This is a genomic window from Streptomyces thermolilacinus SPC6 (assembly GCF_000478605.2).
Lineage (GTDB): Bacteria > Actinomycetota > Actinomycetes > Streptomycetales > Streptomycetaceae > Streptomyces > Streptomyces thermolilacinus.
In genome coordinates this window covers 5,254,121-5,267,914 of record NZ_ASHX02000001.1, presented here as the reverse complement: position 1 = coordinate 5,267,914, position 13,794 = coordinate 5,254,121, and the positions used below count along the sequence as shown (strand labels likewise).

Here is a 13,794-nt window from a genome sequence, read left to right as displayed (position 1 = left end):
GGCGGGCGTACGGGACAGGCGGCCCCGTAGGCTATCGGGCGCACCGGCCCGGTGGCGCGCCACGCGCGCGAGGAGACCCGCTCAGCGGCCTCTGAGCCGCCGTACGAGGATGCTCGCGTCGCCCCGGGACTCCAGGTCCGCCAGGACCACCGCGACGGCCTCGCGGACGATGCGCCCGCGGTCCACGGCCAGCCCGTGCTCGCCCCGCAGGACGAGGCGCGCGTGCTCCAGGTCCATCAGCTCCTCGGCGGAGACGTACACGGTGATCTTCTCGTCGTGGCGCTCGCGCCCGCTGGGCCGGCGGCTCGGGGTGCGCCGTCCCCGCCGGGCGGCCGGGGTGCCGGGCGCCGTCCCGGAGGCGGCCGCGGCCGCGCGGGGCGCCGCCCCGGGGGCCGTACCGGCGGCACCGCCCGTGGCGGGCTCCGGGTCGTCGGCCGCCGCCCGCGTGCGGGCCCGGCGCGCGGTCTCGCCCTCCCCCGCCGCCGAGTGCTCCTCGGACGGCGGGTCCTGCTCACCGCCCTGCCCGGGGACCCTGGCGGCCTCCCCCGCGGGCTGGCGTCGGGGCGTGGACGCCTGAAGCGCCATGCCCCCGGTCGTACGGAACAGCTCGTCGGCTCCGGGCAGACTCACTCGGCGTGACACCGGGCGAGCACCTCCCTGGCGAGCTGGCGGTAGGCGGCCGCGCCGACCGAGTTCGAGGCGTACGTGGTGATGGGCTCGCCCGCGACCGTGGTCTCCGGGAAGCGGACGGTCCTGCCGATGACCGTGTGGTAGACGTGGTCGTCGAACGCCTCGACCACGCGCGCGAGGACCTCGCGGCTGTGCACGGTCCGCGAGTCGTACATCGTGGCGAGGATGCCGTCGAGCTCCAGGTCGGGGTTGAGGCGCTCCTGGACCTTCTCGATGGTCTCCGTGAGCAGCGCGACCCCGCGGAGTGCGAAGAACTCGCACTCGAGCGGCACTATCACCTTGTGGGCGGCGGTCAGCGCGTTCACGGTCAGCAGACCGAGGGACGGCTGACAGTCGATCACGATGTAGTCGTAGTCCTGGAGCAGCGGCTTGAGGGCGCGCTGGAGGGTGGACTCGCGGGCGACCTCGCTGACGAGCTGCACTTCGGCGGCCGACAGGTCGATGTTGCTCGGCAGCAGGTCCATGTTGGGCACGGCGGTCTTCAGGAGGACCTCGTCGGCCGACATGCCCCGCTCCATGAGCAGGTTGTAGACCGTGAGGTCGAGCTCCATCGGGTTGACGCCGAGGCCGACCGAGAGGGCGCCCTGCGGGTCGAAGTCCACGAGCAGCACCCGCCGCCCGTACTCGGCGAGCGCGGCGCCCAGGTTGATGGTGGACGTGGTCTTGCCGACGCCGCCCTTCTGGTTGCACATCGCGATGATCTTCGCGGGTCCGTGCTCGGTGAGCGGGCCCGGGATCGGGAAGTACGGCAGCGGCCTTCCGGTCGGGCCGATCCGCTCGCGGCGCTGCCTGGCGGCGTCGGGCGCGAGGGTGGCCGCGTACTCGGGGTCCGGCTCGTACTCGGCGTCGGGGTCGTAGAAGTGCCCCTCGGGCAGCTCGTCGTAGGCGGCGAAGTGGGTGGACTCTCGGCCACTCTCGTTGCCGGCCATGGCGTTCACGTGTTGGCCGTCCATCATCTTCATCGTGTGGGGTGTCGTCAGGTGCTGGTGCGTCGCGAAGGTCCGTACCGCGACGGAACCGACGACCTCGGGCCCGGACGACGGACCACCCTGGCCTGCCGCCCGCGTTCCTGGTTGCGCGGCCCCGGGAGTAAATGTCGACTCATTCACAAGTCGTCTTACCTCCTTGGACGTGACCAGGAAACTTATCGATAGGTCAGCGTGGCACCATGCCGACGATTGGCGACTCTATGGCGTGTCACCGCTCCGCAGCAACACAATCGGCCGGACGCGGCGGGATGTGTCGGCAGTCGAACGCCCTTCTGTCAAGGGCGCGAGGGCCTCGATCCCTTCGATTCGCGGGTGCGCGAAACGGTTAAAGGGTTACGTTCGAGGCGACTTGAACCGACACGCGCGTGCGAGCGGACACGCGTCCGGCCGGACCTCGTTCCACGAGGTCCGGCCGGATGCGAGAGGTTGACGGTTCCCGTTGACCCGTGCGGGCCGACCGCCGTGTGCGAACGGGCGGCTGACGGGAAGTGAACGGCCGTCAGCCGATGAGGGAGGCGAGCTCCACGTGCTCGAGCCCGTGCGCCTCGGCGACCTCCTTGTACACGACCTTGCCGTCGTGCGTGTTGAGGCCCCTGGCCAGCGCCGGGTCGCGGCGCAGCGCCTCGGCCCAGCCGTTGTTGGCCAGCGACACGATGTAGGGCAGCGTGGCGTTGGTCAGGGCGTAGGTGGAGGTGTTCGGGACGGCGCCCGGCATGTTGGCCACGCAGTAGAAGATCGACTCGTGGACCGGGAAGGTCGGCTCCGCGTGGGTGGTGGGACGCGAGTCCTCGAAGCAGCCGCCCTGGTCGATCGCGATGTCGACAAGGACACTTCCGGGCTTCATGCGGGACACGAGCTCGTTGGTGACCAGCTTCGGGGCCTTGGCGCCCGGGATGAGGACGGCGCCGATGACGAGGTCGGCCTCGAGGACGGCCTTCTCCAGCTCGAAGGAGTTGGACATGACGGCCTTGACCTTCGTGCCGAAGATCTTGTCGGCCTCGCGGAGCTTGTTGATGTCACGGTCGAGCAGGGTGACGTCGAAGCCCATGCCGACGGCGATCTGCGTGGCGTTCCAGCCGGAGACGCCGCCGCCGATGACGACGGCCTTGGCCGGGATGACGCCGGGGACGCCGCCGGGCAGGACGCCGCGGCCGCCGGCCGCGCGCATCAGGTGGTAGGCGCCGACCTGCGGGGCGAGGCGGCCCGCGACCTCGGACATCGGGGCGAGCAGCGGCAGGGCGCGGTTCGCGGTCTCGACGGTCTCGTACGCGATGGCGGTGGTGCCGGACGCCAGGAGGGCGTCGGTGCACTCGCGGGACGCGGCGAGGTGGAGGTAGGTGAAGAGGGTCTGGTCCTTGCGGAGGCGGTGGTACTCCTCCGCGATGGGCTCCTTGACCTTCAGCAGCAGGTCCGCGGTGGCCCAGACCTCGTCGGCGGTGGGGAGGATCGCCGCGCCCGCGGCCACGTACTCGTCGTCCGTGATCGAGGAGCCGACACCGGCGTTCTGCTCGACGAAGACCTCATGGCCGTTGCGGACGAGCTCGTGCACACCGGCGGGGGTGATGGCGACGCGGAACTCGTTGTTCTTGACCTCGCGGGGGATGCCGACCTTCATCGTCGATCACGGTCCTTGAATCAGGGGTATAGGGGAAAAACGCTCTACAGCGATACATACCCGTGTGTTGCAGGACACACCGGGGCAGACCACGGTTAAACGCGGCGCACCCAGTCTAATGAAGGACTTCTCTCTGTCTAGCCTTACAAAGCATTAATTTTTCTGAGAACCACTGCGGATTTCGTAGGTAGGGGGCACTGAGGGACCGGACCCCTGACCTGCGGGACCGGGCTCGAGTAGCCGCTCGGCGGCGGCGCGGTGCAGCCGGGCCGCGGCGGGGTCGCCGAGCCGGTCGAGGGTGTCCGCGAGGCGCAGCCGCAGCGCGGCGTGGAGCCGTACGTCCCCCGCGCGGCGCGCCCACTCGACGGCCTCCTCGCAGGTGCGCAGCGAGTCGTCGGGGCGGCCCGCGTACTCCTGCACCCGCGCCGCCTCGCTCAACGCCCGCGCGTGGCCCGCTACATCGCCGAGACGGCGGTAACCGGCCGCCGCCGCACGCCAGTCGCGCAGCGCCTCGCCGTAGCGCCCGGCGTACGTGTGGACCGCGCCGAGCCGCCCGTACAGCCGCGCCTGGTCCTCCCGCTCGTCGCGTGCGAGCCGCTGCGCGAGGGCCCGCCCGTACCAGTCGGCGGCCCGCTGCCAGTCGCCCAGCTCCTGGTAGGCGCCGCCGACGGATTCCATCGCGCGGCCGGTCGCGTACGGGTCGTTCGCCAGCCGCCCGGCGTCCAGCGCGGCCCGGTAGCGGGCCAGGGCGTCGCGGGTGCGGCCCGTAGCGGCGTCCAGGTCGGCGAGGTTCAGCAGGGCGGCGGCGCGCTCCCGGTGCAGGCCGCGCCGCTCGGCGACGTCCAGGACCAGCCCGTGCAGCCCGTACAGCTCGGGCGCGGCCGCCTCGGTGCCCCGGTGCGCGGCGAGGGCCCGTACCAGCGCGGCGATCAGGCGGCGGGCCAGCGTGTCCAGCTCCCCGTCCGCGACGGCCAGGCGCGCGCACGCCAGCAGGGTGGCCTCCCGCCGGTCCAGCCAGTCGGCGGCGTCCTCGCGGCGCGGGAAGCGCAGGGCGCGCGGCAGCCCGCCGAGGCGGCGGCGCGCGGGGCTGCCCTCCGGTTCGGTGACCGCGCGGCACGACTGGAGGAGCCGTACGGTCCGCTCCAGCATCCGGGCCCGCGCCAGCTGCGTCTCGGCGGGCCGGTCCTCGGCGGCGAGCCGCTCCCGGAGGAACGGCATCAGACAGCCCGGCACCTCGTACCGGCCGTGCGGAGCCTCCCGTACGAACCCCAGCGCGACGAACCCGTCGAGCAGCGACGCCGCGGTGGACACCGAGCAGCCGGCCAGCGCGGACAGGGTCTGCGGGTCGGCGGCGCCCAGCGGGGCGAGGGCGAGCAGCCGCAGGGCGCGGGCGCCGGGCGCGGGCAGCGCCTCGTACGCGAGGCGGAACGCGCGGGCCAGCGGGCGCAGCGCGGCGGGTCCGCCGTCGTCGGGCACGGCCCGCAGCCGCTTGGCCAGGTCGGCGACTGAGGCGGTGGGGCGGGCGGCGAGCCACCCCCCGGCGAGAACGAGCGCGGCGGGCTGGCCCGCGCACAGCTCGGTGAGCGTCTCGGCGGCCTGCGGGTCCACGGTGATGCGGACGGAACCGGCGTACGTCTCCAGGAGTTCGACGGCGGCCTTCACGTCGAGGCCGCCGACCGTGCAGGGCCGTACGTCCGGGATGCCGGTCAGCGGGCCGTGCGCGACGGCCACCACCAGGCAGTCCGGGTTGTCCGGGAGGAGCGCGTCCACCTGCTCGGCGTCGGCCGCGTCGTCGAGGAGCAGCAGGGCACGGCGGTCCTGGAGCGTGTCCCGCAGGAGCGCGCTGACGTCGTCCTCGTCGGCCCCGGCGGGCGCGGCGATCCCCAGGTCGGCGAGGAGCCCCCTGGCGACGCGCTCGACGGGCACGGCGTCCCCGCCCGGCTCGGTGAGGCGGGCCCGCAGGACGCCGTCGCGGTATCCCCGCTCCAGGTCGCGGACCAGCCGCTCGGCGAGCGCGGTACGGCCTGAGCCGGGGCGCCCGGCGATGAGCAGCACGCGGGCGCGGGGCGCCTTCCGCCCGGCGAGCGTGTCGAGCCCGGCCCGGGAGATGTCCGCCCGCAACGCCTTGATCTCCCGCTCCCGCCCGAAGAACACCCGTTCCCCCGCCTCCTTCCCCCGGCCGCCCGCGCCATGCCTTCCACCCGGCCCGCCGCCGGTACCGGGCTGTCCGTACGAACGCCCGGCACGCGGCGCGCCCTCGTTGTGGTGCCCGTCGGCGGTCGGCGCATGCGCCCGCCGCCCAGGTCCGCCCACGGGCGTGCGGCCGCGGGCGGCGTCGTCACGGAACAGGTGGGGGCGGGCGGCGCCGTACGCGTCCCCCGGGGCCCGCGCCGGTCCACGCGGCTCGCCGCGCCCCTCCGGTGCGGGTGCCGGGCCCCGGCCACGCGGCTCGCCGGGCCCGTCGGACGCGGTGTCGCCGGGCCCGGCCGCCTCGCCGGTACCCGCCGCCTCCGGCGCGGCAGGCGCGGCGGCGGCACCAGCGGCGGCGTCAGACCCATCAGCGGCGGCATCGGGAGCGTCCTCGCCCACGGGGCGGCCGGGGCTCTCGGGGGCGTCCTCGGAGGGCGGGTCGCCGTCCGGGGCGGGCGCGGGGGCGGGCAGCGCCGGGTCCCGGTGCCCGGGCTCCCGGTCCGGCCGGGGCGGGGCGGCCGGGTCGGGTGTGGGGCGCTCGGGGTCGCCGATGTTCACCGCCTGGTCCGTCACGGGTCACGCTCCCGTCCGCCTGCGCAACGTGCTGGTCCCGCCGGATCTCCGGGCGGGTGATCCGAGCGTAGTTCAGCGCCGGGGGCGTTCCGTGCGGAGCGCGGCCCGTACATCGCCCGATCGGATCAACCGATCGTCACAAAAGCCGACCCCAGGCCCCCGCCCGGCCCGGCCCCGGCCCACCGGCGAACGCCCCGAATGGGCCCACCACCCCGAACCTCTCAGGACTCGAACGGCCTCGCGGGCCACGGCGCCTCCGCCGGGCGCAGCGCGTCCAGCCCGTCGCCCGCCCGCGCGGCGAGCACCGACAGCACGCCGACGACCAGGCAGGTGTTGTGGAGGTCCCCCGCCAGGACGCCGCGCGCGAGATCGGCCAGCGGCACGCGGGCGATCTCCATGTCGGCCTCCTCCTCGGCGACCTCGAAGCGCTCGCCGTCCGCCTCCGAGAGCCCGCGCGCCAGGAAGATCCGTACGGCCTCGTCACAGCCGCCGGGCGTCGTGTAGACGTCCGTCAGGACCTGCCACTCCTCCGCCTTGACGTGGGCCTCCTCGTACAGTTCCCGCTGGGCGGCGCGCAGCGGGTTCTCGCCGGGCACGTCCAGCAGACCGGCCGGGATCTCCCACAGCTTGTGCCGTACGGGGTGCCGGTACTGGTTCAGCACGAGGACGCGGTCCTCGTCGTCGAGGGCGAGCACGGCGACCGAACCGGGGTGGACCTGGTAGTCGCGGCGTACGACCGACCCGTCCGGCATGACGACCTCGTCCGTGCGGACACTCGTCTTGTTGCCCCGGAACGGGATCTCTGTGGCGGTGACCCGCCACTCGGCCGGCGTGTCCTTGATGGTCATGCGGTCGTCCTCCTCCATACGTGAACCGGGGTGCGGGTCCTGATGGACCCGCACCCCGGTCAACCGTATCGCCTGCGGCTACGCCGTCACTTGCCGGACTTCGCCGCCTGCTGCCGCTCCACGGCGGCCTTCACCAGGCCCGCGAAGAGCGGGTGCGGCCGCGTCGGCCGGGACCGCAGCTCCGGGTGGGCCTGGGTGGCGACCAGGTACGGGTGGACGTCGCGCGGGTACTCGACGTACTCGACGAGCTTGTTGTCCGGGGAGGTGCCGGAGAACACGATCCCGGCCTTCTTCTCCAGCTCGGCGCGGTACGCGTTGTTGACCTCGTAGCGGTGGCGGTGCCGCTCGTCCACGTACGGCTGGTCGCCGTAGACCTCGCGGACGATCGAGCCCTCGGCGAGCTTCGCCGGGTACAGGCCGAGCCGCATGGTGCCGCCCAGGTCGCCCGCGCCCTCGACGTACGCGAGCTGCTCCTCCATGGTCGAGATGACCGGGTGGGCGGTGGCCGCGTCGAACTCGGTGGAGTTGGCGTCGGTGATGCCAGCGAGGTTCCGCGCGGCCTCGATCACGATGCACTGGAGGCCCAGGCAGAGGCCGAGCAGCGGGATCTTGTTCTCGCGGGCGTACTGGATGGCGCCGACCTTGCCGTTGACGCCGCGCTCGCCGAATCCGCCGGGGATGACGATCGCGTCGACGTCGCCGAGCTGCTGGGCGGCTCCCGCCTGCGTCTTGCAGTCGTCGGACGTGACCCACTTGACCTTGACGCGGGCCTTGTTGGCGAAGCCGCCCGCGCGCATGGCCTCGGTGACCGACAGGTAGGCGTCGGGCAGGTCGATGTACTTGCCGACGAGGGCGACCGTGACCTCGTGCTCCGGGTTGTGGACGCGGTCGAGCAGGTCCTCCCAGACCGTCCAGTCCACGTCGCGGAACGGCAGGTCGAGCTTGCGCACGACGTAGGCGTCCAGGCCCTCGGTGTGGAGCACCTTCGGGATGTCGTAGATCGACTTGGCGTCGATGGCGGCGACGACGGCCGCCTCGTCCACGTCGCACATCAGCGAGATCTTGCGCTTGATGGCGGTCGGCACGTCCCGGTCGGCACGCAGCACGATCGCGTCGGGCTGGATGCCGATGTTGCGCAGCGCGGCGACGCTGTGCTGGGTCGGCTTGGTCTTCAGCTCGCCGGACGGGCCGATGTACGGGAGCAGGGAGATGTGCACGACGAAGACGTTGTCCCGGCCGACCTCGTGGCGGACCTGGCGGACGGTCTCCAGGAACGGCAGCGACTCGATGTCGCCGACCGTGCCGCCGACCTCGGTGATGACGACGTCCACGTCGTCGGTGGCCATGCGGCGGATGCGGTGCTTGATCTCGTTGGTGATGTGCGGGATGACCTGCACGGTGTCGCCCAGGTACTCGCCGCGCCGCTCCTTGGCGATGACGGTGGAGTAGACCTGGCCGGTGGTGACGTTGGCGGAGCCGTCGAGGTCGACGTCGAGGAAGCGCTCGTAGTGGCCGATGTCCAGGTCGGTCTCGGCGCCGTCGTTGGTGACGAACACCTCACCGTGCTGGAACGGGTTCATGGTGCCGGGGTCGACGTTGAGGTACGGGTCGAGCTTCTGCATCGTGACCCGCAGGCCCCGCGCCTTGAGGAGCGCACCCAGGCTGGAGGCGGTCAGCCCCTTGCCGAGGGAGCTGGCGACACCCCCGGTGACGAAGATGTGCTTGGTCGTCGTGGCTGTGCTGTTTCGGAAAGCAGCGGGCGGCATGGCCAAGAGGGGGCTCCCGTGGTCGCGGTCTGGAGGTGCGTACCGGCGTCCGGCCCGGAGCGGTCCGAGGGGAAAGCCCGAGGTCTCCGGGGGTGCCGTCGCTGCGGTTCGGGGGCCGCCGATTGGTTCTGCGGCGCCCACCGGTCCACGGGCTACCAGGGTATCAGCGACCGAGAGGGACCGCGTTCCGGCCACTCCACCACCGGGAATCGGCCATTGTGCGGTACTGGGCGCATACGTGCGAGCCTGTGCGAAACAGAAGGGCCCGAGGTGTGTTGCATGCATCCGCACAGCTGGGTACGCGCTCACTCGTTCGGCTCATCCGCACTACCAGCCTCTACCAGGAAGATCACACAGAAGGACCCGGGCGCGTCGTATCCTGCTCGGACACCGTTGCCGAGTCAGGCCCGTATACGGCACCACCCCGCCCGTCGCCCGGGACCCCCTCGCGTCAACGATCCTTGACCCTGACCCCAGTAAGCGCCCCGCGGGGCGAACGTGGCCGTTCGACTGGAGATTGCACGTGGCCGGGCGCATCGAGGACTACGCACTCATCGGAGACATGCAGACCGCCGCCCTGGTCTGCCGGGACGGCACGGCGGACTGGCTGTGCCTGCCCCGCTTCGACTCGCATGCCGTCTTCGCAGGAATCCTCGGGACCGAGGAGCACGGATTCTGGCGGATCGGGCCGGCGCACGCCGGGGGCGAGGAGCCCCCGGCCGCCGACCGCCGCCGCTACCGGGGCGACTCGCTCATCCTGGAATCCGAATGGGACACGCCGCGCGGCACGGTGCGGATCACCGACTTCATGCCGCCCCGCGACGGCGCGCCGCAGCTGGTTCGGATCGTCGAGGGCGTCAGCGGCCGCGTGAAGATGCGCTCGGCGCTGCGGATGCGGTTCAGCTACGGCCGGATCGTGCCGTGGGTGCACAAGGTCGACAACCGCACGGTCGCCGTCGCCGGGCCCGACTCGGTGTGGCTCGACACGCCGGTCGAGACGTACGGGGAGGACCTCACCACGTACGCGGACTTCACCGTCGCCGCGGGCGAGCGGATCGCCTTCACCATCAGCTGGCAGCCCTCGCACCACCCGCAGCCGCCGCTGCCCGACCCGGAGGGCGCGCTGGAGGCGACGACGGAGTTCTGGCGCGAGTGGGTGGACCACTGCACCTACCGCGGCCCGTACCGCGAGCCCGTGATCCGCTCCCTGATCACGCTGAAGGCCCTGACCTACGCGCCGACCGGCGGCATCGTCGCCGCGCCGACGACCTCCCTGCCGGAGGACATCGGCGGCGTACGCAACTGGGACTACCGCTACACCTGGCTGCGGGACGCGGCGATCACGCTCTCCTCACTGCTGCGCACCGGCTACCGCGAGGAGGCCCGCGCCTGGCGCGAGTGGCTGCTGCGCGCGGTCGCGGGCGACCCGGAGAACCTCCAGATCATGTACGGCATCGCGGGCGAGCGCGAGCTGGGCGAGGCCGAGCTGGACTGGCTGCCCGGGTACGAGAACTCCGCCCCCGTCCGCGTCGGCAACGGCGCGGCCGCGCAGCTCCAGCTCGACGTGTACGGCGAGGTCACCGAGGCCCTGCACCTGGCGCACATGACGGGCCTGGCCCGCAACGACTACGCGTCGCTGCTCCAGCTGAAGCTGATCAACTACCTGGAGAAGCACTGGAACGAGCCCGACGAGGGCATCTGGGAGGTGCGCGGCCCGCGCCGCCACTTCGTGCACTCCAAGGTCATGGCGTGGGTCGCCGTGGACCGCACCATCAAGCTGATCGAGTCCGGAGACGCGCACGGGCCGCTGGAGCGGTGGCGGGAGCTGCGGGACGAGATCCACCGGGACGTGTGCGAGAAGGGCTACGACCCCGAGCGCAACACGTTCACGCAGTCGTACGGCTCCCGCGAGCTGGACGCGGCGCTGCTGCTCATCCCGCAGATGGGCTTCCTGCCGCCGGACGACAAGCGGGTCATCGGCACGATCGAGGCGATCCAGCGGGAGCTGTCCACGGAGGACGGCTTCATCCTGCGCTACCCGACGCAGGGCTCCCACGAGGGCGTGGACGGCCTGCCCGGCGACGAGGGCGCCTTCCTGGCGTGCTCGTTCTGGATGGCCGACGACCTGGCGATGATCGGCCGCGTGGACGAGGCGCGCAAACTGTTCGAGAAGCTCCTGGCGCTCCGCAACGACCTGGGCCTGCTGGCGGAGGAGTGGGACCCGCGCCTCCAGCGCCAGGTCGGCAACTTCCCGCAGGCGTTCAGCCATGTCCCCCTGATCGACACGGCCCTGCGCCTGACGGCCAGCGGCGCGTACGGCGGCTGACATCGGCCGGCGGCGTGCGGGGGCTCGCGGCTGATGCCGTGGGCTCACGGGCCCGTGTCGTACCGATGCCGGTCAGCGGGCACCGCGGCACGTTCGCGGTGCCCGCTGCTCAGCGCCTCGTCCCGTACCTGGTCACGACCACGCCGCCGGGAAACGTCCGCGTCTCCACCAGGTTCAGGTTCACCCAGCTGTCCAGCGCGGTGAAGAACGGCGTGCCGCCGCCCACCAGGACCGGATGGGCGGCGATCACGTACTCGTCGATCAGCCCGGCGCGCATGGCCGCCCCGGCGAGCGTCGCGCCGCCGATGTTCATCGGGCCGCCGTCCCCGGCCTTGAGCCGGGTGATCTCGGCGATCGCGTCGCCGGTGACCAGGCGGGCGTTCCAGCCGACCTGGTCGATCGTCGAGGAGAACACCACCTTCGGCGTGTCCCGCCAGTTCCGCGCGAACTCGATCCGCGCCGGGGTGGCGTCGGGCCGCTGGTCGCCGGTCGGCCAGTAGGAGCTCATCGTCTCCCACAGCTTGCGCCCGTACAGCGACAGGCCACTCGCCCGCTCGTGGTCGAGCCACCACTGGAACAGCTCGTCGCTCGGCGGTCCGCTCCAGCCGATGTCGTCGCCGGGCGCGGCGATGTAGCCGTCCAGGGTCAGGTTCATGCCGTAGACCAGTTTCCGCATGCCCCAGCCTTCCGTCCGTGGGTGCCCGGCGTGGAGACCAGCGTGGTGTACGCGGCGGACTCGGGCAAGCCGCCCGATCTCGGCCTCGCCCTCGCTGTCGTGAGGAGACGCCACGGGTTCGGGTCCCGTCGAGCCGCTGATCGGGCCGCTCAGAGGACGTGGCCGCCCCGGGCGTCGCACAGTTCGTCGTAGACGCTCAGGACCTGCGCGATGGTGTCCTCCTCCGTCGGCCAGGTCGCCGCCTGGCGAGGGCCGGCCGCCGCGAGCGCCGCGCGGCGGGCCGGGTCCGTCAGCAGCCGGGACACGGCGGCGGCGAGCCGTACGGAGTCGCCGTACGCGACGAGTTCCGCCGCGTCCCCGACCAGCTCCGGGACCCCGCCCACGGCCGTGGCGACCAGCGGGACGCCCAGGCGCAGCGCCTCCTGGGCGAGCGGCGCCCGCGCCTCCCAGCGCCCGGCCAGCACCGCCACGTCCGCCGCGGCCAGCAGCGCCGTCACATCGTGGCGCGGCCCGAGCAGCCGCACCGGCAGCCCCTCCGTGTCGATCCGGCGTCGCAGCGCGGCCCGCCGGGAGCCGTCACCGGCGACGGCGACCAGCGGCACCGGGTCGTGGCCCAGCCACCGCCGCGACGCGTCCAGCAGCGCGCCATGCCCCCGGTACGGCTCGAGCGGCGCGGCCGTCACCACCAACGGCCGCCCCACCGCGCCCAGTTCGGCCCGCGCCTTCTCGCCCGGCAGGTCGGCGAGGCCGCGCGGCGGCGGCAGGGTCACGGGCCCCAGGCGGGCGTCGCGGGCGCCCCGTCGCCGCGCCCGGTCGACCAGTTCCGACGACGTGGCGAGCACAACGGCCGCCGCCCGTACGGCCTTCCGCTCCATCATCCGCAGCAGGTGCCCGCGCGCGCCCTCCGCGTGGGGCCGGGAGTGCCAGGTGACGACGAGCGGCACCCGCTGCGTGGCGAGGGCCATCGCGGAGCGCACGGCGGCGTTCAGCCCGTGCGCGTGGACGACGTCGGCGCCCCCGCACACGGCGCGCAGCGCGCCCATGGCCATCGGGTCGCCGCGGGGCGGCACAGGCACGAAGTGCGCCCCGCAGCCGAGGAAGTCATGGGTGTGGTCCAGCTCGGCGGGGGCGCACACGGTCACCCGCACGCCCCTCGCCACGAGCCCGGCGGCCAGTGATCTGACATGAGCGCTGCTGCCCGCGCTGCCGCCGCCCAGCACTTGGACCGTACGCAGCTGTGTCACCCGCACAAGGATGCCAGTCCGTACGCACGTTCCGGCACCGCTCGCGAACGTGACCCGCCGCTTCTCGCCACATTCCGGCGCACGAGGGCGCGACCCCGCCACCGGGACCACTCACATGGGTGAGCGCGCGAGCCGGCTGACGCTCTCCCCGTTGACGGCGGCGGCGATGAACGCGGCGGCGTGCAGCGCGAGCCCGAGCCGCCCGTTCCCCTCGGCGACCGCCACGCCGAGGGCGGCGCCCAGGGCGTGCGCCCCCAGGTCGCCCAGCATCGTCCGCTCCCCCAGGTCGTCGCCCAGCACCGCGGCCGCCGCCCCCATCGGCGCCGCGGCGAGCGGCCCGCCGCGCACCACGCCGGGCGCCCCGAGGGCCAGTACGGCGAGGGCGGCACGCCCGGGACGTACGTCCACCAGGTTCACGGCGTGGGCGGCGCCCGCGACGACCACGCCCGCGAGCAGCCGGTCGAGCGGCCGTTCCTTCAGCAGCGCCCCCACCGCGAGCCCGGCGGCGCCGATCCCGAACAGCTTCACGGCCCCGCTGGTGACCTCCCCGTGCCGCAGGGCGCCCAGGTGCGCGCGGAAACCCCGCCGGTGGTCGCCGCGCCGGTCGTCGTACGCCCCGCAGGCCGCCCCGGCCAGCACGGCCAGCACGGCGGCGCCCCGCTCCCGGGGAGCGGCCGCGCCGAGGGCGCCCAGCGCGGTCCCGGCGGCGACGGCGGGGCCCGCGTACAGGCTGACGGGGCGGCCCGCGTGGTTGACGCGCTCCCAGGAGGTCCGGCGGCGGCGCCGCAGCCCCGCGTACACGGCGCGGGTGGCGGCGGCGGCCGTACCGGAGACGGCGGCGGCCCGCGCGAGGTGCTCGATCATGATCGTCACCCTA

At 73.5% G+C, this 13,794-nt stretch carries 10 protein-coding genes; 1 reads left to right on the top strand and 9 read right to left on the bottom strand.

Annotation, left to right across the window (positions count from 1 at the left end):
* Positions 1-81 precede the first annotated feature (81 nt).
* From J116_RS22765 to J116_RS22740, 6 genes are all read right to left on the bottom strand, one after another.
* Complete coding sequence (locus tag J116_RS22765; RefSeq protein ID WP_023589393.1) at positions 82-630, bottom strand: hypothetical protein; 549 nt, start codon at positions 628-630, stop codon at positions 82-84.
* Complete coding sequence (locus tag J116_RS31060; RefSeq protein WP_028964422.1) at positions 627-1,652, bottom strand: ParA family protein; 1,026 nt, start codon at positions 1,650-1,652, stop codon at positions 627-629. The genes J116_RS22765 and J116_RS31060 overlap by 4 nt, the downstream gene beginning before the upstream one ends.
* A gap of 526 nt (positions 1,653-2,178) precedes the next feature.
* Complete coding sequence (gene ald, locus J116_RS22755) at positions 2,179-3,294, bottom strand: alanine dehydrogenase (RefSeq protein WP_023589391.1); 1,116 nt, start codon at positions 3,292-3,294, stop codon at positions 2,179-2,181.
* A 153-nt stretch (positions 3,295-3,447) separates the two neighbouring features.
* On the bottom strand, positions 3,448-5,448 hold the full coding sequence (locus tag J116_RS22750) for a tetratricopeptide repeat protein (RefSeq protein WP_051203897.1): 2,001 nt from the start codon (positions 5,446-5,448) through the stop codon (positions 3,448-3,450).
* 830 nt (positions 5,449-6,278) lie between these two features.
* Positions 6,279-6,905, bottom strand: a complete 627-nt coding sequence (locus J116_RS22745) for an NUDIX domain-containing protein (RefSeq protein ID WP_028964421.1) — start codon at positions 6,903-6,905, stop codon at positions 6,279-6,281.
* A gap of 86 nt (positions 6,906-6,991) precedes the next feature.
* Positions 6,992-8,671, bottom strand: coding sequence for a CTP synthase (locus J116_RS22740; protein ID WP_023589388.1), 1,680 nt, complete (start codon positions 8,669-8,671; stop codon positions 6,992-6,994).
* A 523-nt stretch (positions 8,672-9,194) separates the two neighbouring features.
* Here J116_RS22740 and J116_RS22735 point away from each other — a divergent pair.
* The gene (locus J116_RS22735; RefSeq protein WP_023589387.1) at positions 9,195-10,997 is read left to right on the top strand and encodes a glycoside hydrolase family 15 protein; all 1,803 of its coding nucleotides are present in this window, start codon (positions 9,195-9,197) and stop codon (positions 10,995-10,997) included.
* A 109-nt stretch (positions 10,998-11,106) separates the two neighbouring features.
* Here J116_RS22735 and J116_RS22730 read toward each other — a convergent pair whose 3' ends face one another.
* The 3 genes from J116_RS22730 to J116_RS22720 form a co-directional block, all read right to left on the bottom strand.
* Positions 11,107-11,673 (bottom strand): dihydrofolate reductase family protein, encoded by a 567-nt coding sequence (locus J116_RS22730; protein WP_023589386.1) that lies wholly within the window; start codon positions 11,671-11,673, stop codon positions 11,107-11,109.
* Between the two features lie 149 nt (positions 11,674-11,822).
* Entirely contained in the window at positions 11,823-12,917 is a 1,095-nt protein-coding gene (locus J116_RS22725; RefSeq protein WP_028964420.1) for a glycosyltransferase family 4 protein, read from the bottom strand.
* A 111-nt stretch (positions 12,918-13,028) separates the two neighbouring features.
* Positions 13,029-13,781, bottom strand: coding sequence for a hypothetical protein (locus J116_RS22720; RefSeq protein ID WP_028964419.1), 753 nt, complete (start codon positions 13,779-13,781; stop codon positions 13,029-13,031).
* Between the last annotated feature and the right edge of the window lie 13 nt (positions 13,782-13,794).